The 23,213-nt window shown below is 54.2% G+C and carries 22 protein-coding genes and 5 tRNA genes; 25 read left to right on the top strand and 2 right to left on the bottom strand.

Annotated elements, in window-relative coordinates; translation table 11 throughout:
* Positions 1-5 precede the first annotated feature (5 nt).
* Positions 6-797 carry an endonuclease VIII gene (gene nei / locus B3X29_RS05525; protein ID WP_159339275.1) on the top strand — a complete coding sequence of 264 codons (792 nt, stop codon included), beginning with the start codon at positions 6-8 and terminating at the stop codon, positions 795-797.
* Positions 798-869: 72 nt separating this feature from the next.
* On the opposite strand, the gene B3X29_RS05520 is transcribed toward nei, so the two are convergent.
* Together B3X29_RS05520 and B3X29_RS22635 are read right to left on the bottom strand one after the other, a co-directional pair.
* Positions 870-2,156: a citrate synthase gene (locus B3X29_RS05520; protein WP_103178716.1), complete on the bottom strand. Its 1,287-nt coding sequence runs from the start codon at positions 2,154-2,156 to the stop codon at positions 870-872.
* A gap of 205 nt (positions 2,157-2,361) precedes the next feature.
* A complete protein-coding gene (locus B3X29_RS22635) occupies positions 2,362-2,469 on the bottom strand; it encodes a hypothetical protein (RefSeq protein WP_418936630.1) in 108 nt (35 codons plus the stop codon).
* 327 nt (positions 2,470-2,796) lie between these two features.
* Here B3X29_RS22635 and sdhC point away from each other — a divergent pair, with 327 nt between their 5' ends.
* The 24 genes from sdhC to B3X29_RS05400 all read left to right on the top strand — a co-directional run bounded on the left by sdhC (position 2,797) and on the right by B3X29_RS05400 (position 23,090).
* A complete protein-coding gene (gene sdhC, locus B3X29_RS05515; RefSeq protein ID WP_168192044.1) occupies positions 2,797-3,201 on the top strand; it encodes a succinate dehydrogenase cytochrome b556 subunit in 405 nt (134 codons plus the stop codon).
* A complete protein-coding gene (gene sdhD, locus B3X29_RS05510) occupies positions 3,195-3,542 on the top strand; it encodes a succinate dehydrogenase membrane anchor subunit (RefSeq protein WP_103178717.1) in 348 nt (115 codons plus the stop codon). Before sdhC ends, sdhD begins: the two co-directional genes overlap by 7 nt.
* Entirely contained in the window at positions 3,542-5,308 is a 1,767-nt protein-coding gene (sdhA, locus tag B3X29_RS05505; RefSeq protein ID WP_159339274.1) for a succinate dehydrogenase flavoprotein subunit, read from the top strand. Before sdhD ends, sdhA begins: the two co-directional genes overlap by 1 nt.
* 15 nt (positions 5,309-5,323) lie before the next feature.
* Positions 5,324-6,040, top strand: coding sequence for a succinate dehydrogenase iron-sulfur subunit SdhB (gene sdhB, locus B3X29_RS05500; RefSeq protein ID WP_103178719.1), 717 nt, complete (start codon positions 5,324-5,326; stop codon positions 6,038-6,040).
* A 238-nt stretch (positions 6,041-6,278) separates the two neighbouring features.
* The gene (gene sucA, locus B3X29_RS05495; RefSeq protein WP_103823558.1) at positions 6,279-9,086 is read left to right on the top strand and encodes a 2-oxoglutarate dehydrogenase E1 component; all 2,808 of its coding nucleotides are present in this window, start codon (positions 6,279-6,281) and stop codon (positions 9,084-9,086) included.
* Positions 9,087-9,100: 14 nt separating this feature from the next.
* Positions 9,101-10,327: a 2-oxoglutarate dehydrogenase complex dihydrolipoyllysine-residue succinyltransferase gene (gene odhB, locus B3X29_RS05490; RefSeq protein WP_103178721.1), complete on the top strand. Its 1,227-nt coding sequence runs from the start codon at positions 9,101-9,103 to the stop codon at positions 10,325-10,327.
* A gap of 87 nt (positions 10,328-10,414) precedes the next feature.
* Positions 10,415-11,581, top strand: coding sequence for an ADP-forming succinate--CoA ligase subunit beta (gene sucC, locus B3X29_RS05485; RefSeq protein WP_103178722.1), 1,167 nt, complete (start codon positions 10,415-10,417; stop codon positions 11,579-11,581).
* The gene (sucD, locus tag B3X29_RS05480; protein ID WP_032617085.1) at positions 11,581-12,450 is read left to right on the top strand and encodes a succinate--CoA ligase subunit alpha; all 870 of its coding nucleotides are present in this window, start codon (positions 11,581-11,583) and stop codon (positions 12,448-12,450) included. Before sucC ends, sucD begins: the two co-directional genes overlap by 1 nt.
* A gap of 811 nt (positions 12,451-13,261) precedes the next feature.
* Positions 13,262-14,863, top strand: coding sequence for a cytochrome ubiquinol oxidase subunit I (gene cydA, locus B3X29_RS05475; RefSeq protein ID WP_103178724.1), 1,602 nt, complete (start codon positions 13,262-13,264; stop codon positions 14,861-14,863).
* Positions 14,864-14,878: 15 nt separating this feature from the next.
* The gene (gene cydB / locus B3X29_RS05470) at positions 14,879-16,018 is read left to right on the top strand and encodes a cytochrome d ubiquinol oxidase subunit II (RefSeq protein ID WP_103178725.1); all 1,140 of its coding nucleotides are present in this window, start codon (positions 14,879-14,881) and stop codon (positions 16,016-16,018) included.
* Between the two features lie 14 nt (positions 16,019-16,032).
* Positions 16,033-16,146, top strand: coding sequence for a cytochrome bd-I oxidase subunit CydX (cydX, locus tag B3X29_RS05465; protein ID WP_003858598.1), 114 nt, complete (start codon positions 16,033-16,035; stop codon positions 16,144-16,146).
* A complete protein-coding gene (gene ybgE / locus B3X29_RS05460; RefSeq protein WP_103178726.1) occupies positions 16,146-16,430 on the top strand; it encodes a cyd operon protein YbgE in 285 nt (94 codons plus the stop codon). Before cydX ends, ybgE begins: the two co-directional genes overlap by 1 nt.
* Positions 16,431-16,578: 148 nt before the next feature.
* Positions 16,579-16,983 carry a tol-pal system-associated acyl-CoA thioesterase gene (gene ybgC / locus B3X29_RS05455; RefSeq protein ID WP_032617092.1) on the top strand — a complete coding sequence of 135 codons (405 nt, stop codon included), beginning with the start codon at positions 16,579-16,581 and terminating at the stop codon, positions 16,981-16,983.
* Positions 16,980-17,672 (top strand): Tol-Pal system protein TolQ, encoded by a 693-nt coding sequence (gene tolQ / locus B3X29_RS05450; RefSeq protein ID WP_072036639.1) that lies wholly within the window; start codon positions 16,980-16,982, stop codon positions 17,670-17,672. Before ybgC ends, tolQ begins: the two co-directional genes overlap by 4 nt.
* A gap of 3 nt (positions 17,673-17,675) precedes the next feature.
* Complete coding sequence (gene tolR, locus B3X29_RS05445) at positions 17,676-18,104, top strand: colicin uptake protein TolR (protein ID WP_039029343.1); 429 nt, start codon at positions 17,676-17,678, stop codon at positions 18,102-18,104.
* 37 nt (positions 18,105-18,141) lie between these two features.
* Entirely contained in the window at positions 18,142-19,467 is a 1,326-nt protein-coding gene (tolA, locus tag B3X29_RS05440; RefSeq protein ID WP_103178727.1) for a cell envelope integrity protein TolA, read from the top strand.
* A 127-nt stretch (positions 19,468-19,594) separates the two neighbouring features.
* Complete coding sequence (tolB, locus tag B3X29_RS05435) at positions 19,595-20,887, top strand: Tol-Pal system beta propeller repeat protein TolB (protein WP_103178728.1); 1,293 nt, start codon at positions 19,595-19,597, stop codon at positions 20,885-20,887.
* 34 nt (positions 20,888-20,921) lie between these two features.
* Complete coding sequence (gene pal / locus B3X29_RS05430) at positions 20,922-21,443, top strand: peptidoglycan-associated lipoprotein Pal (protein ID WP_032617096.1); 522 nt, start codon at positions 20,922-20,924, stop codon at positions 21,441-21,443.
* A 9-nt stretch (positions 21,444-21,452) separates the two neighbouring features.
* Complete coding sequence (gene cpoB / locus B3X29_RS05425) at positions 21,453-22,235, top strand: cell division protein CpoB (RefSeq protein WP_103178730.1); 783 nt, start codon at positions 21,453-21,455, stop codon at positions 22,233-22,235.
* A 162-nt stretch (positions 22,236-22,397) separates the two neighbouring features.
* Positions 22,398-22,473, top strand: a tRNA-Lys gene (locus tag B3X29_RS05420).
* Positions 22,474-22,608: 135 nt separating this feature from the next.
* Positions 22,609-22,684 (top strand) — tRNA-Val (locus B3X29_RS05415).
* A 3-nt stretch (positions 22,685-22,687) separates the two neighbouring features.
* Positions 22,688-22,763: transfer RNA gene (locus tag B3X29_RS05410), tRNA-Lys, on the top strand.
* 146 nt (positions 22,764-22,909) lie between these two features.
* Positions 22,910-22,985, top strand: a tRNA-Lys gene (locus B3X29_RS05405).
* 29 nt (positions 22,986-23,014) lie between these two features.
* Positions 23,015-23,090 (top strand) — tRNA-Lys (locus tag B3X29_RS05400).
* Positions 23,091-23,213 lie beyond the last annotated feature (123 nt).

Genomic DNA, 23,213 nt, shown 5'->3' with positions numbered 1-23,213 from the left:
TCATCATGCCAGAAGGACCAGAGATCCGCCGCGCGGCGGATAGCCTGGAGGCGGCGATAAAAGGCAAACCGCTCACCGACGTGTGGTTTGCTTTCCCTCAGTTAAAACCGTTTGAATCCCGGCTTATCGGCGAGACGGTCACGCATCTGGAGACGCGCGGTAAAGCGCTGCTCACTCACTTTTCTAACCAGCTGACGCTCTACAGCCATAACCAGCTGTATGGCGTCTGGCGGGTGGTTGAGACCGGCCAGGAGCCGCAGACCACGCGGGTCCTGCGCGTTAAGTTACAGACCGCGGATAAAACCATTCTGCTCTACAGCGCCTCGGATATTGAGATGCTCTTGCCGGAGCAACTCACTACCCATCCCTTCCTGCAGCGGGTGGGGCCGGATGTCCTCGATTTACGCCTGACGGCAGAGGAGGTGAAAGCGCGGCTGTTGTCGGCAAAATTCCGCAACCGGCAGTTTTCCGGGCTGCTGCTGGACCAGGCGTTTCTCGCTGGTCTGGGCAACTATCTGCGGGTGGAAATTCTGTGGGAGGTGGGGCTGGCGCCGCAGCATAAAGCGTCACAGCTCACCGAAGAACAGCTCGACGCGCTGGCGCATGCGCTACTGGCGATCCCGCGTCTGTCGTATAACACCCGCGGAGTGGTGAATGACAAGAAGCATCATGGGGCATTATTCCGCTTTAAGGTGTTTCATCGGGCGGGGAAAAAGTGCGAGCGGTGCGGCGGGGTGATTGAGAAAACGACGCTCTCTTCCAGACCGTTTTACTGGTGTCCTGAGTGCCAGATGTAAAAAAGCCGGGTGGCGCTTGCGCTGACCCGGCCTGCTTAGGCCCGGCAAGCGTAGCGCCGCCGGGCATCGCTTTTAGCGTTTGGTCACGTCAGACTCGAAATTACGCTGCTCGTAGCCGGTGTACAGCTGACGAGGACGGGCAATTTTCATCCCTTCGGTGTGCATTTCGTTCCAGTGTGCAATCCAGCCCACGGTACGCGCCATCGCGAAGATAACGGTAAACATGGAAGATGGAATGCCCATCGCTTTCAGGATGATACCGGAGTAGAAATCGACGTTCGGGTAGAGTTTCTTCTCGATGAAGTACGGGTCGTTCAGCGCGATGTGTTCCAGCTCCATCGCCACCTGCAGCAGGTCATCTTTGGTGCCCAGCTCTTTCAGCACTTCGTGGCAGGTTTCACGCATCACGGTTGCGCGCGGGTCATAGTTTTTGTAAACACGGTGACCGAAGCCCATCAGACGGAAGGAGTCGTTCTTATCCTTCGCACGACGGACGAATTCAGGAATGTGTTCAACGGAGCTGATCTCTTCCAGCATCTTCAGTGCCGCTTCGTTCGCGCCACCGTGTGCCGGTCCCCACAGGGAGGCGATACCTGCTGCGATACAGGCGAACGGGTTCGCGCCTGAAGAACCAGCGGTACGGACGGTAGAGGTAGAGGCGTTTTGCTCGTGGTCAGCGTGCAGGATCAGGATACGATCCATTGCGCGTTCCAGAACCGGGTTCACTTCGTACTCTTCGCACGGCGTGGCGAACATCATACGCAGGAAGTTACCGGCGTAAGAGAGGTCGTTGCGCGGATAAACAAACGGCTGTCCGATGGAGTATTTGTAACACATCGCTGCCATGGTTGGCATTTTGGACAGCAGACGGAACGCGGCGATATCGCGGTGACGCTGGTTATTCACATCCAGGGAGTCATGGTAGAACGCGGCCAGTGCACCGGTGATCCCGCACATTACCGCCATTGGGTGTGAATCGCGGCGGAAGGCGTGGAACAGACGGGTAATCTGCTCATGGATCATCGTGTGACGAGTGACGGTGGTTTTGAACTCATCGTACTGTTCCTGCGTCGGCTTTTCGCCGTTCAGCAGGATGTAGCACACTTCCAGGTAGTTGGAGTCAGTCGCTAACTGGTCGATGGGGAAACCGCGGTGCAACAGAATACCTTCGTCACCGTCGATGTAGGTGATTTTGGACTCGCAAGATGCGGTGGAGGTAAAACCAGGGTCAAAGGTAAACATACCTTTAGAACCAAGACTACGGATATCAATAACATCCTGACCGAGCGTGCCTTTTAGCACATCCAGTTCAATAGCAGCGTCACCATTTAGGGTGATTTTTGCCTTAGTATCAGCCATTTACGGTCTCCTTAGCGCCTTATTGCTTAAGACTGCCCATAACCGGATTTGCATTCAGCTGATTTATCATTGTTACCAGTTTGTTATTTGGCTCGCCGCTCAGCTCACGAGGAGAAACCAGGGTACAGAGCAATGGCGCTAGCAGGTAAACAAATGAGAAACCAGAGAAATAACAGCAAATCAGTGTTTGTTCAGTCCGAATTATTCAAACCTGTATATCACTAATAACTGTCCTGATAACTTCGGTCAATACCATCACACTGTTACATAACTTATTCTCAGGTGAAAGAGAGACCTCATAACTTTTGCGCATTATATGCCTTTTCTGGTGATGTTTGTAACAATAATGTTTAACATTTGTCAAATCAGATGATTAAAAATTAAAAAGATGTTGTTATCGTGACCCTGATCACTGTTCCAGAGAAAACCCGACAAACTGTATGTAGGTTAATTGTAATGATTTTGTGAACGGCCTATACTGCCGCCAGGTCTCCGGAAAACCCTGCAATCCCGAGCCAACCAGCGTTGTAACGTGTCATTTGAGCATCTGGAAGCAATGTTTTGCATGACGCACAGTTATATAAAAGGCACGCTGTCTGACCCGCATCGCAGTCCGGAGGAAGGAAACTATAAGAACAGCATGTGGGCGTTATTCATGATAAGAAATGTGAAAAAACAAAGACCTGTCAATCTGGATCTCAAAACGATCCGATTCCCCGTAACGGCAATAGCGTCCATCCTTCATCGTGTATCCGGTGTGATCACGTTTGTCGCGGTGGGTATCCTGTTATGGTTACTGGGTACCAGCCTCTCGTCTCCGGAAGGATTCCAGCAGGCCGCCGACATCATGAACGGTTTCTTTGTGAAATTTATCATGTGGGGCATCCTCACCGCGTTGGCCTATCACGTTGTTGGCGGCATCCGCCATATGCTGATGGATGTCGGCTATCTGGAAGAGACCTTCGAAACCGGCAAACGTACCGCTAACATCTCCTTTGTTATCACTGTCGTGCTTTCACTTCTCGCAGGAGTTCTCGTATGGTAAGCAACGCCTCCGCATTAGGACGCAACGGCGTACATGACTTTATTCTGGTCCGTGCTACCGCTATCGTTCTCACCCTCTACATCATCTACATGATCGGTTTCTTTGCCACCAGCGGCGATCTGACCTGGGAAATCTGGACTGGCTTCTTCGGGTCTGCCTTTACCAAAGTGTTTACCCTGCTGGCGCTCTTCTCCATTCTGATCCACGCGTGGATTGGCATGTGGCAGGTACTGACCGACTACGTTAAATCAATGGCGATTCGTCTCGCGTTGCAGCTGGCTATTGTCGTTGCACTGGTGGTTTACGTTATTTATGGATTTGTTGTGGTGTGGGGTGTGTGATGAGACTTCCAGTCAGAGAATTTGACGCTGTAGTGATTGGCGCTGGCGGCGCAGGTATGCGCGCGGCGCTGCAAATTTCCCAGAGCGGCCAGACCTGTGCGCTGCTCTCTAAAGTGTTCCCGACCCGTTCCCATACCGTATCTGCGCAGGGTGGCATCACCGTTGCGCTCGGTAATACCCATGATGATAACTGGGAATGGCATATGTACGACACGGTGAAAGGCTCCGACTATATCGGTGACCAGGACGCCATTGAATATATGTGTAAAACCGGCCCGGAAGCGATTCTGGAGCTTGACCACATGGGGCTGCCGTTCTCCCGCCTGGAGAACGGCACCATCTATCAACGTCCGTTTGGCGGCCAGTCGAAGAACTTCGGCGGCGAGCAGGCGGCACGTACAGCGGCGGCTGCGGACCGTACCGGTCACGCCTTGTTGCACACGCTGTACCAGCAGAACCTGAAGAACAAAACCACCATCTTCTCCGAGTGGTATGCGCTGGATCTGGTGAAAAACGAAGATGGCGCCATCGTCGGTTGTACCGCCCTGTGCATTGAAACCGGTGAAGTAGTCTACTTCAAAGCCCGTGCCACCGTGCTGGCGACCGGCGGCGCAGGCCGTATTTATCAGTCCACTACGAACGCCCATATCAACACCGGTGACGGCGTCGGTATGGCTATCCGCGCTGGCGTACCGGTGCAGGATATGGAGATGTGGCAGTTCCACCCAACCGGTATCGCCGGTGCGGGCGTGCTGGTAACAGAAGGCTGCCGCGGTGAAGGCGGCTACCTGCTGAACAAACATGGCGAGCGCTTCATGGAGCGTTATGCCCCGAATGCGAAAGACCTGGCGGGTCGTGACGTGGTGGCGCGTTCCATCATGATCGAAATCCGTGAAGGCCGCGGCTGCGACGGTCCGTGGGGCCCGCACGCGAAGCTGAAATTGGATCATCTGGGTAAAGAGGTTCTGGAATCCCGTCTGCCGGGCATCCTGGAACTCTCCCGTACCTTCGCTCACGTCGACCCGGTTAAAGAGCCGATCCCGGTTATCCCAACCTGTCACTACATGATGGGCGGTATTCCGACCAAAGTGACCGGCCAGGCGCTGACCGTGAACGAGCAGGGCGAAGATGTGGTGATCCCGGGCCTGTTTGCGGTAGGCGAAATTGCCTGCGTATCCGTACACGGCGCCAACCGTCTGGGCGGCAACTCTCTGCTCGACCTGGTGGTGTTTGGTCGTGCGGTCGGTCTGCATCTGCAGGAGTCCATTGCCGAGCAGGGGCCACTGCGTGATGCCACCGAAGCGAATATTGAAGCCTCTCTGGAACGTCTCAACCGCTGGAACGGCAACCGTAACGGCGAAGATCCGGTGGAAATCCGTAAAGCGCTGCAGGAGTGCATGCAGCACAACTTCTCGGTATTCCGTGAAGGTGACGCGATGGCCAAAGGTCTTGAGCAGCTGAAAGCGATCCGCGAGCGTCTGAAAAATGCCCGTCTGGACGACACCTCCAGCGAGTTCAACACCCAGCGCGTTGAATGTCTGGAGCTGGATAACCTGATGGAAACCGCATACGCAACGGCGGTCTCTGCAAACTTCCGTACCGAAAGCCGTGGCGCCCATAGCCGCTTCGACTTCCCGGATCGTGATGATGAAAACTGGCTGTGCCACTCCCTGTATCTGCCAGAGACGGAATCCATGACGCGACGCAGCGTCAATATGGAACCGAAACTGCGTCCGGCGTTCCCGCCGAAGATTCGTACTTACTAATGCGGAGACAGGACAATGAAACTCGAATTTTCAGTTTATCGTTATAACCCTGATGTTGATGACGCTCCGCGTATGCAGGATTACACCCTGGAAGCGGAAGAAGGCCGTGACATGATGCTGCTGGACGCCTTAATGCAGCTGAAAGAAAAGGATCCGACACTGTCGTTTCGTCGTTCCTGCCGTGAAGGGGTGTGTGGCTCCGACGGTCTGAACATGAATGGCAAAAACGGTCTGGCCTGTATCACGCCTATCTCGGCGCTTAACCGTCCGGGACAGAAGATTGTCATCCGCCCTCTGCCGGGTCTGCCGGTGGTGCGTGATTTGGTGGTGGACATGGGGCAATTCTATGCACAATATGAGAAGATTAAGCCTTACTTGTTGAATAATGGGCAAAATCCACCCGCTCGCGAGCATTTACAGTCGCCAGAGCAGCGTGAAAAACTCGATGGCCTGTATGAGTGTATCCTCTGTGCATGTTGTTCGACCTCTTGCCCGTCGTTCTGGTGGAACCCGGACAAGTTTATCGGCCCGGCTGGCCTGCTGGCAGCGTACCGCTTCCTGATTGACAGCCGCGATACCGAAACCGACAACCGCCTGGAAGGGCTGAGTGATGCTTTCAGCGTATTCCGCTGCCACAGCATCATGAACTGCGTCAGTGTATGTCCTAAGGGGCTGAACCCGACGCGTGCCATCGGCCACATTAAGTCGATGTTGTTGCAGCGCAGTGCGTAAGTAACAACGCCGGATGGCGCTGCGCTTATCCGGCCTACGATTTTGTAGGCCCGGTCAGCGTAGCGCCACCGGGCAATTTGCAGAAACCTTTAAAAACTGCCCTGAAGTCTAGACAGTTTCTAAAGGTTCCTTCGCGGGCCAAATGAAAAGAGCTCGCAGGTGAACCCCGGCACGTACACGTAGTGTGCGTGGTAGTTTCTACGGCGAAAGTAAGCATAAAAATGCTTAAGGGATCACGATGCAGAACGGCGCAATGAAAGCCTGGCTGGACTCTTCATTCCTCTCTGGTGCAAACCAAAGCTGGATTGAACAGCTCTATGAAGACTTCTTAACCGACCCTGACTCAGTGGACGCTAACTGGCGTTCCATGTTCCAGGAGTTACCTGGAACGGGTGTCAAACCGGATCAATTTCATTCCAAAACACGTGATTATTTCCGTCGTCTGGCGAAGGATGCCTCACGTTACTCTTCCGCTATCTCCGACCCTGACACCAATGCGAAGCAGGTTAAAGTCCTGCAGCTGATTAACGCCTACCGCTTCCGCGGCCACCAGCACGCAAATCTGGATCCGCTGGGACTGTGGAAGCAGGAGCGCGTGGCTGATTTAGATCCGGCATATCACGACCTGACCGAAGCGGATTTCCAGGAAACCTTCAACGTTGGCTCTTTCGCTATCGGCAAAGACACGATGAAGCTGGGCGATCTGCTGGAAGCGCTGAAGCAGACCTACTGCGGCTCCATCGGCGCAGAGTATATGCACATCACCTCTACCGAAGAGAAACGCTGGATCCAGCAGCGTATCGAATCTGTTGCCGGTAAATCCACCTTCAATGCCGACGAGAAAAAGCGTTTCCTGAACGAACTGACCGCAGCCGAAGGGCTGGAGCGTTATCTCGGTGCGAAATTCCCGGGCGCAAAACGCTTCTCGCTGGAAGGCGGCGATGCGCTGGTGCCGATGCTGAAAGAGCTGATCCGCCACGCGGGCAACAGCGGTACCCGCGAAGTGGTACTGGGCATGGCGCACCGTGGTCGTCTGAACGTGCTGATCAACGTGCTGGGTAAAAAGCCGCAGGATCTGTTCGACGAATTCGCGGGCAAACATAAAGAACACCTCGGTACCGGTGACGTGAAGTACCACATGGGCTTCTCATCGGATATCGAAACCCAGGGCGGCCTGGTTCACATGGCGCTGGCGTTTAACCCGTCGCACCTTGAGATCGTAAGCCCTGTGGTTATCGGCTCCGTACGCGCCCGTCTGGATCGTCTGGACGAGCCAAGCAGCAACAAAGTTCTGCCAATCACCATCCACGGCGATGCGGCAGTTACCGGGCAGGGCGTGGTTCAGGAGACCCTGAACATGTCGAAAGCGCGGGGTTACGAAGTGGGCGGTACCGTTCGCATCGTCATCAACAACCAGGTGGGCTTCACCACCTCTAACCCGCTGGACGCACGTTCCACCCCATACTGCACCGACATCGGTAAGATGGTTCAGGCGCCAATTTTCCACGTTAACGCGGATGACCCGGAAGCGGTCGCGTTCGTGACCCGCCTGGCGCTGGATTTCCGTAACACCTTTAAGCGCGATGTGTTCATCGATCTGTTCTGCTATCGCCGTCATGGCCATAACGAAGCGGACGAGCCGAGTGCAACCCAGCCGCTGATGTACCAGAAAATCAAAAAACATCCGACCCCGCGTAAAATCTATGCTGACAAGCTGGAAGCGGAGAAGGTTGTCACCCTGGAAGATGCCACCGAGATGGTCAACCTCTACCGCGACGCGCTGGATGCCGGCGAATGCGTGGTGAAAGAGTTGCGTCCGATGAACATGCACTCCTTTACCTGGTCGCCATACCTCAACCACGAGTGGGATGAGAGCTACCCGAACAAGGTAGAGATGAAGCGTCTGCAGGAGCTGGCAAAACGCATCAGCACCGTACCTGAAGCGATCGAGATGCAGTCCCGTGTGCAGAAGATCTACGCTGACCGTCAGGCGATGGCCTCAGGCGAGAAGCTCTTTGACTGGGGCGGAGCTGAGAACCTGGCGTACGCCACTCTGGTTGATGAAGGTATTCCGGTCCGTCTGTCCGGTGAAGATGCGGGCCGCGGCACCTTCTTCCACCGTCATGCGGTGATCCATAACCAGACCAACGGTTCAACCTATACCCCGCTGCAGCACGTGCACAACGGCCAGGGCCAGTTTAAGGTCTGGGACTCCGTGCTCTCTGAAGAAGCGGTGCTGGCATTCGAATACGGTTACGCCACCGCAGAACCACGCACCCTGACCATCTGGGAAGCGCAGTTCGGCGACTTCGCCAACGGTGCGCAGGTGGTTATCGACCAGTTCATCTCTTCCGGTGAGCAGAAGTGGGGCCGTATGTGTGGCCTGGTGATGCTGCTGCCGCACGGCTACGAAGGCCAGGGGCCGGAGCACTCCTCCGCACGTCTGGAGCGTTATCTGCAGCTCTGCGCCGAGCAGAACATGCAGGTCTGCGTACCGTCTACCCCGGCACAGGTTTATCACATGCTGCGTCGTCAGGCGCTGCGCGGGATGCGCCGTCCGCTGGTGGTGATGTCGCCGAAATCGCTGCTGCGTCACCCGCTGGCGGTCTCCAGCCTGGAAGAGCTGGCAAACGGCACCTTCCTGCCGGCCATCGGTGAAATTGACGAACTGGATCCGCAGGGCGTTAAGCGTGTCGTAATGTGTTCTGGTAAGGTTTATTACGACCTGCTGGAACAGCGCCGTAAGAACGATCAGAAAGATGTCGCCATCGTGCGTATCGAACAGCTTTATCCGTTCCCGCATCAGGCGATGCAGGAAGTGCTGAAACAGTACGCTCACGTACATGATTTTGTCTGGTGCCAGGAAGAGCCGCTCAACCAGGGCGCATGGTACTGCAGCCAGCATCATTTCCGTGAAGTGATTCCATTTGGGTCTGCTCTGCGTTATGCAGGTCGCCCGGCCTCCGCCTCTCCGGCGGTAGGGTATATGTCCGTTCACCAGAAGCAGCAACAAGATCTGGTCAATGACGCGCTGAACGTCGATTAATTAAAGGATACATAATGAGTAGCGTAGATATTCTTGTTCCCGACCTGCCTGAGTCCGTAGCAGATGCAACCGTCGCCACCTGGCACAAAAAACCAGGCGACGCGGTAACCCGCGACGAAGTGCTGGTAGAAATCGAAACTGACAAAGTGGTACTGGAAGTACCGGCTTCAGCGGATGGCATTCTGGATGCAGTCCTGGAAGATGAAGGTACGACGGTAACCTCTCGCCAGATCCTCGGTCGCCTGCGTGAAGGCAACAGCGCGGGCAAAGAGTCCAGCGCTAAGTCTGAAGAGAAAGCCTCTACGCCGGCCCAGCGCCAGCAGGCTTCTCTGGAAGAGCAGAGCAACGACGCGCTGAGCCCGGCGATCCGTCGCCTGCTGGCTGAGCACAGCCTCGACCCGGCGGCCATTAAAGGCACCGGCGTTGGTGGCCGCCTGACCCGCGAAGATATTGACAAACACCTGGCGAAAGCGCCGTCTGAAGCGAAAGCAGAAGCCAAAGCGCCTGAAGCGGCACCAGCAGCACAGCCTGCTCTGGGCGCACGCAGCGAAAAACGCGTGCCGATGACCCGCCTGCGTAAGCGCGTGGCCGAGCGTCTGCTGGAAGCGAAAAACTCCACCGCGATGCTGACCACCTTCAACGAAGTGAACATGAAGCCAATCATGGACCTGCGTAAGCAGTACGGTGACGCCTTTGAAAAACGTCACGGTATCCGTCTGGGCTTTATGTCCTTCTACGTGAAAGCGGTTGTTGAAGCGCTGAAACGCTACCCGGAAGTGAACGCATCTATCGATGGCGATGATGTGGTTTATCACAACTACTTCGACGTGAGCATGGCCGTTTCTACTCCGCGCGGCCTGGTAACCCCGGTTCTGCGTGATGTGGATACCCTGGGCATGGCTGACATCGAGAAGAAAATTAAAGAGCTGGCAGTGAAAGGCCGTGACGGCAAGCTGACCGTAGATGACCTGACTGGCGGTAACTTCACCATTACCAACGGCGGCGTATTCGGTTCGCTGATGTCTACCCCGATCATCAACCCACCGCAGAGCGCGATCCTGGGCATGCACGCCATTAAAGACCGCCCGATGGCGGTAGACGGTAAAGTGGAGATCCTGCCAATGATGTATCTGGCGCTCTCTTACGATCACCGTCTGATCGATGGCCGCGAGTCCGTGGGCTTCCTGGTGGCGATTAAAGAGCTGCTGGAAGATCCGACCCGTCTGCTGCTGGACGTCTAGTTTTTCGCGGTACTGCCCGGCGGCACCTGGTCTGCCGGGCCTACAAAAGCATGACCTAACGATTACCCTGAAGGATGGATAGAACACATGAACTTACATGAATATCAGGCAAAACAGCTGTTTGCCCGGTATGGCTTACCGGCTCCGGTGGGTTATGCCTGCAATACCCCTCGTGAAGCAGAAGAAGCCGCCTCTAAAATCGGTGCGGGTCCATGGGTAGTGAAATGTCAGGTTCACGCTGGCGGCCGCGGTAAAGCGGGCGGTGTGAAAGTCGTTAACAGTAAAGAAGAGATCCGCGCCTTTGCGGAGCACTGGCTCGGCAAACGTCTGGTGACCTACCAGACAGACGCAGCCGGCCAGCCGGTTAACCAGATCCTGGTTGAAGCGGCAACCGATATTGCTAAAGAACTCTACCTGGGCGCAGTCGTAGACCGTAGCTCCCGTCGCGTGGTGTTCATGGCCTCTACCGAAGGCGGCGTGGAGATCGAAAAAGTGGCGGAAGAGACGCCGCATCTGATCCACAAAGTCGCTATTGATCCGCTGGCAGGCCCAATGCCTTACCAGGGTCGTGAGCTGGCCTTCAAACTGGGTCTGGAAGGTAAACTGGTGCAGCAATTCACCAAGATCTTCATGGGCCTGGCAACCATCTTCCTGGAGCGCGATCTGGCGCTGATCGAAATCAACCCGCTGGTGATCACCAAGCAGGGCGATCTGATCTGCCTCGATGGCAAACTGGGCGCTGACGGCAACGCGCTGTTCCGCCAGGCTGACCTGCGCGAAATGCGCGACCAGTCTCAGGAAGATCCACGTGAAGCGCAGGCTGCACAGTGGGAGCTGAACTACGTGGCACTCGATGGCAACATCGGCTGCATGGTTAACGGTGCGGGCCTGGCAATGGGCACCATGGACATCGTTAAGCTGCACGGCGGCGAGCCGGCAAACTTCCTGGATGTGGGCGGCGGCGCAACCAAAGAGCGCGTGACCGAAGCATTCAAAATTATTCTCTCCGATGACAACGTGAAAGCCGTTCTGGTTAACATCTTCGGCGGTATCGTACGTTGCGACCTGATCGCTGACGGTATCATCGGCGCGGTAGAAGAAGTGGGCGTGAACGTCCCGGTTGTCGTTCGTCTGGAAGGTAACAACGCTGAACTCGGCGCGAAAAAACTGGCTGACAGCGGCCTGAATATTATTGCAGCGAAAAGTCTGACGGATGCAGCTCAGCAGGTTGTTGCCGCAGTGGAGGGGAAATAATGTCCGTTTTAATTAATAAAGATACCAAGGTTATCTGCCAGGGCTTCACCGGTAGCCAGGGTTCATTCCACTCTGAGCAGGCGATTGCCTACGGTACGCAGATGGTTGGCGGCGTAACGCCAGGTAAAGGCGGCACCACCCATCTGGGCCTGCCGGTGTTCAACACCGTTCGTGAAGCGGTAGAAGCGACTGGCGCAACTGCCACCGTGATCTACGTTCCGGCGCCGTTCTGCAAAGACTCCATCCTGGAAGCGATCGACGCAGGCATCAAACTGATTATCACCATCACCGAAGGTATTCCGACCCTGGATATGTTGACCGTGAAGGTGAAGCTGGACGAAGCGGGCGTGCGCATGATCGGGCCAAACTGCCCGGGCGTGATCACCCCAGGCGAATGCAAAATCGGCATCATGCCGGGTCACATTCACAAGCCAGGTAAAGTGGGCATTGTCTCTCGTTCCGGTACCCTGACCTATGAAGCGGTTAAGCAGACCACCGACTACGGTTTCGGCCAGTCCACCTGTGTGGGCATCGGCGGCGACCCGATCCCGGGCTCTAACTTCATCGACATCCTGAAGCTGTTCCAGGAAGACCCGCAGACTGAAGCGATTGTGATGATCGGTGAAATCGGCGGTAGCGCAGAAGAAGAAGCGGCTGCTTACATTAAAGATCACGTGACCAAGCCAGTTGTTGGCTACATCGCGGGTGTGACCGCGCCGAAAGGCAAGCGTATGGGCCATGCAGGCGCCATCATCGCGGGCGGCAAAGGCACTGCGGATGAGAAATTCGCTGCGCTGGAAGCCGCTGGCGTGAAAACCGTGCGCAGCCTGGCTGACATCGGTGAAGCACTGAAATCCATCATTAAGTAAATCCTCTCTGCTCCCCGTGCGGGGAGCTTTGACATAATAAATGTCCGTTTCGACATGGTTGGCCATCGCAAGATGGCCTTTTTTTTGCGCGACAGTGTTTACGTGTGGAGACAGAGGTGGGCAGGGCGGATGAAAGTTAAGCAAACGGGCGTGAAAACATTTTTGGTGCGACGGGATGAAACAAATTAGCAACACATTGGTGTTAAATTATAGATTGTTAAAAGTAAAATATTTGTGATAATAATTTTTGATAAAACCCCTGCGGAAAATTACTGTGAACCATCTGACATTAGTAGTACAGGCTTATTAAAAAAATGCTTCGCTGCCTGCGTTAATTTAAATCACCTTTATTTATAATCCCCGCTTTATTTGATAACCATCAAGCGAATATTAAAACATATCATTAACATCATTTTCATTGCATTTACCACGCGTAAACACCCTTAACACGTTCAGGCATTATTGATTTTTATCAATATTTAATACCTGGAAAAGAGCGTCAAAAGGCGCTAAATTGTTCCCGATCAAATTGGTCGGAAAGTGGTAATTTTGCTAAATATTGATCGCTGTCGTAAATCGTAAAAGACTTCCATTAAAAACCTGTTTATTGTAAGGGTTTTGCAGCGTAATATATTTGCGGGATCAATTTCAGTTTTTATTAACGCATCTGTAACCTTTCATCATCGCTTTTTTCCTCCTGCGAGGATTAAGTAACGAAGAAAGGGTGCTGATAATTTTTGGGGCATGTGTGTGGATCCTTCTCTAACGGGATTCACTCTCGGAGTCTTCATGCGATGAGCAAGGAGTCATAATGTTAGACGTAGTCGAACTGTCGCGCTTACAGTTTGCCTTGACCGCGATGTACCACTTCCTGTTTGTGCCGCTGACGCTCGGTATGGCGTTCCTGTTGGCCATCATGGAAACGGTTTACGTCCTCTCCGGCAAACAGATTTATAAAGATATGACCAAGTTCTGGGGCAAGTTGTTTGGTATCAACTTTGCGCTGGGCGTGGCAACCGGCCTGACCATGGAGTTCCAGTTCGGGACTAACTGGTCTTATTATTCCCACTATGTCGGGGATATCTTCGGGGCGCCGCTGGCCATTGAAGGTCTGATGGCCTTCTTCCTCGAATCTACCTTTGTAGGTCTGTTCTTCTTTGGTTGGGATCGTCTGGGTAAAGTCCAGCATATGTGCGTAACCTGGTTGGTGGCCCTGGGCTCTAACCTGTCCGCACTGTGGATCCTGGTCGCCAACGGCTGGATGCAGAACCCTATCGCCTCTGATTTCAACTTCGAAACCATGCGTATGGAGATGGTCAGCTTCTCCGAGCTGGTGCTGAACCCGGTCGCGCAGGTGAAATTCGTTCACACTGTGGCCTCCGGCTATGTCTGCGGCGCGATGTTCGTGCTGGGCATCAGCGCCTACTACATGCTGCGTGGTCGTGACTTCGCCTTTGCTAAGCGCTCTTTCGCCATCGCGGCGAGCTTCGGTATGGCGGCTATCCTCTCCGTTATCGTGCTGGGTGATGAATCCGGTTACGAAATGGGCGACGTGCAGAAAACCAAACTGGCAGCGATCGAAGCAGAATGGGAAACCCAGCCTGCCCCGGCCGCCTTTACCCTCTTTGGTATCCCCGATCAGGATGCGCAGGAGAACCACTTTGCTATTCAGATCCCTTATGCGCTGGGCATCATTGCCACCCGCTCTGTGGATACGCCGGTTATCGGTCTGAAAGATCTGATGGTGCAGCATGAAGAGCGTATCCGTAACGGGATGAAAGCCTACTCGCTGCTGGAAGAACTGCGTTCCGGGACCAGCGATCAGTCTGTTCGCGACCAGTTTAACGACGTGAAAAAAGACCTTGGCTATGGCCTGCTGCTGAAACGCTATACCCCGAACGTCTCTGACGCGACGGAAGAGCAGATCCAGATGGCGACCAAAGACTCGATTCCGCGCGTGGCGCCGCTCTACTTCGCCTTCCGTATCATGGTGGGTTGTGGTGTGCTGATGCTGCTGATTATCGCCGCCTCCTTCTGGTCGGTCATTCGTAACCGTATCGGTGAGAAGAAATGGCTGCTGCGCACCGCATTGTATGCGATTCCGCTGCCGTGGATTGCCATTGAATCCGGCTGGTTTGTTGCGGAGTATGGCCGTCAGCCGTGGGCTATCGGTGAGGTGCTGCCAACTGCGGTGGCGAACTCCTCTCTTACCGCAGGCGATCTGATTTTCTCCATGTTGCTGATTTGCGGCCTCTACACTCTGTTCCTGGTGGCTGAACTGTTCCTGATGTTCAAGTTTGCGCGCCTTGGCCCAAGCAGCCTGAAAACCGGTCGCTACCATTATGAGCAGTCCACCGTTGCTTCTCAGCCTCACTACGAGCAGTCCACCGTGACTACTCAGCCGGCACGGTAAGACAGGAGTCATCAAATGATCGATTATGAAGTATTGCGTTTTATCTGGTGGCTGCTGGTCGGGATCTTACTGATTGGTTTTGCGGTCACTGACGGTTTCGACATGGGGGTGGGCATGCTCACCCGCTTCCTCGGTCGTAATGATACCGAGCGTCGAATTATGATTAACTCCATCGCCCCGCACTGGGACGGTAACCAGGTGTGGCTCATCACCGCAGGCGGCGCACTGTTCGCTGCCTGGCCGATGGTCTACGCGGCTGCGTTCTCCGGCTTCTATGTGGCGATGATTCTGGTGCTGGCATCCTTGTTCTTCCGTCCGGTCGGTTTTGATTACCGCTCGAAGATTGAAGACACCCGCTGGCGTAACCTGTGGGACTGGGGCATCTTCATCGGTAGCTTCGTGCCGCCGCTGGTCATCGGCGTGGCGTTCGGCAACCTGCTGCAGGGCGTGCCGTTCCACCTTGATGAATATATGCGCCTCTACTACACCGGTAACTTCTTCCAGCTGCTGAATCCGTTTGGTCTGCTGGCAGGGGTCGTCAGCGTGGCGATGATCATCACCCAGGGGGCAACCTACCTGCAGATGCGTACCGTGGGCGAGCTGCACCTGCGCTCCCGTGCCGTCTCGCAGATGGCGGCTCTGGTGACGCTGGTTGGCTTTGCGCTGGCAGGTCTATGGGTGATGTTTGGTATCGACGGTTATGTTGTGACCACTGCGATTGACCATACCGCGCCGTCGAACCCGCTGACCAAAGAGGTGGCTCGCGAGGCTGGTGCCTGGCTGGTGAACTTCAATAACACACCGATTCTGTGGGCGATTCCGGCACTGGGCGTCGTGCTGCCGGTGCTGACCATCCTGACCTCCCGCGCGGAGAAAGGGGCACTGGCGTTTGTCTTCTCTTCACTGACGCTGGCGTGCATCATCCTGACAGCCGGTATCGCGATGTTCCCGTTCGTGATGCCATCCAGCACGATGATGAATGCAAGCCTGACGATGTGGGATGCAACCTCCAGCCAGATGACCCTTAATCTGATGACGTTTGTGGCTGCCGTGTTCGTACCGATTATTCTGGCTTACACCGCCTGGTGTTACTGGAAAATGTTCGGTCGTATCACGAAAGAACATATCGAAAGCAACACCCACTCTCTGTATTAAGGAAGGAGCTGAATATGTGGTATTTCGCATGGATTTTAGGAACGCTTCTGGCCTGTGCATTTGGTGTGATTACCGCACTGGCGCTTGAGCACGTTGAAGCGACCAAAGCCGGTGAAGAAAAACACTGATGATCACGTATCTCTACGCGATCATGGATAAGCGCCCGTTAAGGGCGCTTTCCTTAGTGATGGCCTTACTGCTGGCGGGCTGTATTTTCTGGGATCCGTCGCGCTTCGCGGCGAAGACCAGCGAGCTTGAGATCTGGCACGGTTTTCTCATTATGTGGGCGGTATGTGCAGGCGTAATCCACGGGGTGGGATTTCGTCCGAAAGCCGTACACTGGCAGGGCATTTTTTGCCCGCTGATTGCTGATGTGATCCTGCTGTTGGGCCTGTTTTTCTTTTTCAACTGAATAAGAACTATCCGTTAATATTATGGGCTTACCCGGGCCCATAAAAATTTACTCTCTGTTTACTTTCCCCCATTCCAAACCACCATTCCCGCGCGTATAGTAGCGAAGTTTAAAAGCTCTAACCTTTTTTGCATTACCGGGATGTAAAGTGAATACAACGCTATTTCGATGGCCGGTTCGGGTCTACTATGAAGACACGGATGCCGGTGGTGTGGTTTACCACGCCAGCTACGTTGCCTTTTATGAACGAGCACGCACTGAAATGCTGCGCCATCATCACTTTAGCCAGCAGGTTCTGTTGGCGGAGCGAGTTGCCTTCGTGGTACGCAAGATGACGCTGGAGTATTTTGCGCCTGCCAGACTCGACGATATGCTCGAAGTCCAAACAGAAATAACATCAATGCGCGGAACCTCACTGGTTTTCACGCAGCGGATCGTCAATGCAGAGAACACGGTACTGAACGAAGCTGAAGTCCTGATTGTCTGTGTTGATCCACTCATCATGAAGCCTCGTGCGCTTCCTAAGTCTATTGTCGCGGAGTTTAAGCAGTGACTGACATGAATATCCTTGATTTGTTCCTGAAGGCAAGCCTTCTGGTTAAACTTATCATGTTGATTTTGATTGGTTTTTCAATCGCATCCTGGGCCATCATCATTCAGAGAACCCGTATCCTCAATGCGGCAGGCCGCGAAGCGGAAGCCTTTGAAGACAAGTTCTGGTCTGGTATCGAACTTTCCCGTTTGTATCAGGAGAGCCAGGGCCGTCGTGAAAACCTCTCCGGCTCCGAGCAAATCTTCTATAGCGGATTTAAAGAGTTCGCCCGTTTGCACCGCGCGAACAATCATGCGCCGGAAGCGGTAGTGGAGGGAGCATCCCGTGCGATGCGCATCTCCATGAACCGTGAACTGGAAACGCTGGAAACGCATATTCCTTTCCTGGGTACCGTGGGTTCCATCAGCCCCTATATCGGTCTGTTTGGTACGGTATGGGGGATCATGCACGCCTTTATCGCCCTGGGTGCGGTAAAACAGGCGACGCTGCAAATGGTTGCACCAGGTATCGCTGAAGCGCTGATCGCGACTGCTATTGGTCTGTTCGCGGCGATTCCAGCGGTTATGGCGTATAACCGTCTGAACCAGCGCGTGAACAAACTGGAACTGAACTACGACAACTTTATGGAAGAGTTCACTGCGATTCTGCACCGCCAGGCGTTTACCAGCACCGAGAGCAACAAGGGGTAAACCATGGCCAGACAGCGTGGACGGGGTCGTCGCGAACTGAAGTCCGAAATCAACATTGTACCGCTGCTGGACGTGCTGCTGGTGCTGCTGCTGATCTTTATGGCGACAGCACCCATCATCACCCAGAGCGTGGAGGTTGATCTGCCGGATGCGACAGAATCTCAGGCTGTAAGTACCAATGACGATCCGCCGGTCATCATTGAGGTATCCGGAGTAGGGCAGTACAGCGTGGTGGTGGAAAAAGATCGTATGGATCAGCTGCCGCCGGAGCAGGTCATTGCGGAAGCGCAACGACGCCTGCAGTCCAATCCGAAAACGGTCTTCTTAATCGGTGGCGCGAAAGACGTGCCTTACGATGAAATAATTAAAGCGCTGAACCTGTTGCATAGCGCGGGCGTTAAGTCAGTCGGCTTGATGACGCAGCCTATTTGATTATCTGCGTACACAACAGAGTTTTTGGGAACCCATAGTGTCAAAGGCAACCGAACAAAACGATAAGCTTAAACGGGCGATAATTATCTCGGCGGTGCTGCATGTGATTCTTTTTGCAGGACTGATCTGGAGTTCGTTCGATGAGCATCTGGATGCCGCTGCCGGAGGTGGTGGAGGTTCTTCCATCGATGCCGTCATGGTCGATCCCGGCGCGGTCGTTCAGAACTATAACCGTCAGCAACAGCAGCAGGCGAGTGCAAAACGTGCTGAAGAGCAGCGTGAAAAGCAGGCGCAACAGCAGGCGGAGGAGCTGCGTGAAAAGCAGGCCGCCGAGCAGGAACGTCTGAAGCAGCTTGAGAAAGAACGTTTGCAGGCGCAGGAAGCAGCGAAAGAGCAGGCGGAGCAGCAAAAACAGGCTGAAGCCGCCGCGAAAAAAGCGCAGGAGCAGCAGAAGCAGGCGGAAGAGGCGGCAGCCAAAGCCGCAGCGGAAGCGAAAGCGAAGGCAGATGCTCAGGCAAAAGAAGCTGCTGAAGCCGCCGCAGCCGCAGCGAAAAAAGCTGCAGCCGATGCCCAGAAACAGGCTGAAGCCGAAGCCGCAAAAGCAGCGGCTGACGCGAAGAAAAAGGCAGAAGCGGAAGCGGCTAAGAAAGCTGCTGCCGACGCACAGAAAAAAGCCGAAGCAGAAGCCGCTAAACAAGCCGCCCAGGAAGCCGAGAAAAAAGCGGCTGCCGAAGCAGCGAAGAAAGCGGCTGCTGCGGAAAAAGCCGCGGCCGCTGAAAAGGCTGCTGCTGAAAAAGCCGCAGCCGAGAAGAAAGCGGCTGCCGCAGAAAAAGCCGCAGCCGATAAGAAAGCCGCAGCCGAAAAAGCGGCTGCAGAAAAGAAAGCGGCTGCCGATAAAGCTGCTGCTGACAAAGCTGCCGCCGCGAAAGCCGCTGCCGCCAAGAAAGCCGCAGCAGAAAAAGCGGCCGCATCGGATGTCGACGATCTGTTCGGTGATTTAAGCTCAGGTAAGAATGCGCCGAAATCGGGTGGTGCAAAAGGTAACGGCCAACCAGCAAAAGATAGTGGAACAAGCGGGGCGAATGGTGGTGCGTCAGGCGCTGATATTAGTGCTTATGCTTCGCAGATTCGTAATGCAATTCAGAGCCGTCTATATGGCGCTGATCTGTATGCCGGTAAATCCTGTGTGCTACATATTAAGCTGGCGCCAGATGGCCTGCTGCTGGATGTCACTGAAGAGGGCGGTGATCCTGCCTTATGTCAGGCTGCGCTGACGGCTGCAAAAACTGCCAGAATTCCTAAACCGCCTAGCCAGGCTGTTTATGAAAAAGTAAAAGATGCCAAACTTGATTTCAAACTGTAGCGTTTTTCCCGCTAAAGTTGGCAAAACAGTCTACGTTTGAGGCTGTGGATTGGTAGTTTTGTTTATTTGGGTTTGTTAACATTCTGCTAAATTATGCGGGTAAGGTTACCCGGATATGGGAGATATGATGAAGCAGGCATTACGTGTTGCAATGAGTTTCTTAATGCTGTGGGCAGCGGTGCTGCACGCAGAAGTGCGTATCGAGATCACCCAGGGGGTGGATTCGGCACGTCCAATTGGTGTGGTTCCGTTCCAGTGGAAAGGGCCAGGCGCTGCGCCGGAAGATGTGGGCGGCATTGTTGCCGCTGACCTGCGCAACAGCGGTAAATTCAACCCATTAGACCGTTCTCGTCTGCCACAGCAGCCGGGCACAGCCGCAGAGTTGCAGCCAGCAGCATGGTCTGCACTGGGTATCGACGCGGTGGTGGTGGGTCAGGTGACCCCTAACCCGGACGGCGGTTACACCGTGGCCTATCAGCTGGTGGATACCGGTGGCGCACCGGGTACCGTGCTGGCGCAGAACAGCTACAAAGTGAACAAGCAGTGGCTGCGTTATGCGGGCCATACGGCAAGTGATGAAGTGTTTGAGAAGCTGACCAGCATCAAAGGCGCTTTCCGCACCCGTATCGCTTACGTTGTACAGACCAACGGCGGTCAGTTCCCGTATGAGCTGCGCGTCTCTGACTACGATGGCTACAACCAGTTCACCGTTCACCGTTCACCACAGCCGCTGATGTCTCCGGCCTGGTCGCCGGATGGTTCTAAGCTGGCCTACGTGACCTTCGAAAGCGGTCGTTCGGCGCTGGTTATCCAGACGTTATCTAACGGCGCGGTACGTCAGGTTGCCTCTTTCCCACGTCACAACGGCGCACCAGCATTCTCGCCTGACGGTTCTAAACTGGCGTTTGCCCTGTCTAAAACCGGTAGCCTGAACCTGTACGTGATGGATATCGCCTCCGGCCAGATCCGTCAGGTAACTGATGGTCGCAGCAACAACACCGAACCAACCTGGTTCCCGGACAGCCAGAACCTGGCCTTTACCTCTGACCAGGCGGGTCGTCCACAGGTCTATAAAGTTAATATTAATGGCGGTGCACCGCAGCGTATCACCTGGGAAGGTTCTCAGAACCAGGACGCCGACGTGAGCGCTGATGGTAAGTTTATGGTAATGGTCAGCTCGGCCGGTGGTCAGCAGCACATTGCTAAACAAGATCTGGGCGGGGGCGGCGTACAAGTTCTGTCGTCGACTTTCCTGGATGAAACGCCAAGTCTGGCACCTAACGGCACTATGGTTATCTACAGCTCTTCTCAGGGGATGGGATCCGTGCTGAATCTGGTTTCTACCGATGGGCGTTTCAAAGCGCGTATTCCGGCAACTGATGGACAGGTAAAATCACCTGCCTGGTCGCCGTACCTGTAATAATAATTAATTGAATAATATAGGAATCATAGAAATGCAACTGAACAAAGTGCTGAAAGGGCTGATGATCGCTCTGCCTGTTATGGCAATCGCAGCGTGTTCTTCTAACAAGAACGCCAGCAACGACCAGAGCGGCGAAGGCATGATGGGTGCCGGCACCGGTATGGACGCAAACGGCAACGGCAATATGTCTTCTGAAGAGCAGGCGCGTCTTCAGATGCAACAGCTGCAGCAGAACAACATTGTTTACTTCGATCTGGACAAGTTCGACATCCGTTCTGACTTCGCTGCGATGCTGGATGCGCACGCTAACTTCCTGCGTAGCAACCCGTCTTACAAAGTCACCGTAGAAGGTCACGCGGACGAACGTGGTACTCCTGAGTACAACATCTCTCTGGGTGAGCGTCGTGCTAACGCCGTTAAAATGTACCTGCAGGGTAAAGGCGTTTCTGCTGACCAGATCTCCATCGTTTCTTACGGTAAAGAAAAACCTGCAGTACTGGGCCACGACGAAGCGGCTTACTCCAAAAACCGTCGTGCCGTACTGGTTTACTAAGAGAATTGCATGAGCAGTAACTTCAGACATCATCTGTTGAGTCTGTCGTTACTGGTTGGTATAGCGGCCCCCTGGGCCGCTTTTGCTCAGGCACCAATCAGTAGTGTCGGCTCAGGCTCGGTAGAAGACCGGGTCACCCAACTCGAGCGTATTTCTAATGCTCACAGCCAGCTTTTAACCCAACTTCAGCAGCAGCTCTCTGACAATCAAACCGATATTGACTCACTGCGCGGACAGATCCAGGAAAGCCAGTATCAGCTCAATCAGGTTGTGGAGCGTCAGAAGCAGATCCTGTTGCAGATTGATAACCTGAATAATGGCGGCGCAGCAGCGCAACCGGCAGCAGGGGATCAGGGTGCTGCGGCAACGCCTCAGGCTGACACATCAGCCTCGACCGCTGCGCCTGTGCAGAGCGGTGATGCGAATACTGATTACAATGCGGCAATTGCCCTGGTGCAGGATAACTCGCGCCAGGACGAGGCGATGGCGGCGTTTCAGAACTTCGTGAAGAAATACCCGGATTCGACTTATCAGCCAAACGCAAATTACTGGCTGGGACAGTTGAATTACAACAAGGGTAAAAAAGACGATGCGGCATTCTATTTTGCCTCTGTCGTTAAAAATTACCCGAAATCACCGAAAGCTCCTGACGCGATGTATAAGGTCGGTGTGATCATGCAGGACAAAGGCGACACCGCAAAAGCGAAAGCCGTTTTCCAGCAGGTAGTCACAAAGTTCCCGGGCACCGAAGGGGCAAAACAAGCGCAAAAACGCCTTGCTGCGATGGGATGATTGCCGCATGACCAGAAATCGCTTTATTTCTGGTCTTGCCGCATAATTCGTAAGCAGTTAAGTGATATTCATCAAAATTTTAGTTGCGCAGAATTCTTAAATCAGTAATATATGCCGCCGTTGCCAAGGGATATCAAACACCCCAGAAGCAGCCGAAATAGTGGGTCGTTAGCTCAGTTGGTAGAGCAGTTGACTTTTAATCAATTGGTCGCAGGTTCGAATCCTGCACGACCCACCACTACTTAAGTAGAAAGCAGTAGGTTAGCGTGAAGGATAACGTTGCGTCAGCAACGGCCCGTAGGGCGAGGCGAAGCCGAGTCATCCTGCACGACCCACCACTAACTAAGTAGTAAGTAGTATCCAGCGTAGTATCGGGTGATTAGCTCAGCTGGGAGAGCACCTCCCTTACAAGGAGGGGGTCGGCGGTTCGATCCCGTCATCACCCACCACTCGGGTCGTTAGCTCAGTTGGTAGAGCAGTTGACTTTTAATCAATTGGTCGCAGGTTCGAATCCTGCACGACCCACCAATTTTACTATCTTACTCAGATAGTAAACGAGAAGGATAACGTTGCGTCAGCAACGGCCCGTAGGGCGAGGCAAAGCCGAGTCATCCTGCACGCCCCACCACTTTCTGGTGGTACCGAGTAATAATCTTCGAAGTCAGCACCCGAATGGGTCGTTAGCTCAGTTGGTAGAGCAGTTGACTTTTAATCAATTGGTCGCAGGTTCGAATCCTGCACGACCCACCACTTCGAAGAAAAGCAGTACATCCCGCAAGGGGTCGTTAGCTCAGTTGGTAGAGCAGTTGACTTTTAATCAATTGGTCGCAGGTTCGAATCCTGCACGACCCACCAATTTTACTTTCTGACTCAGAGAGTAAACGTGAAGGATAACGTTGCATCAGCAACGGCCCAAGGGCGAGGCGAAGCCGAGTCATCCTGCACGACACACCAATGTAAAAAGGCGCCCTAAAGGCG

The organism is Leclercia sp. UBA5076 (assembly GCF_002416465.1).
Lineage (GTDB): Bacteria > Pseudomonadota > Gammaproteobacteria > Enterobacterales > Enterobacteriaceae > Enterobacter.
This window is presented reverse-complemented; position numbering and strand designations above follow the sequence as displayed.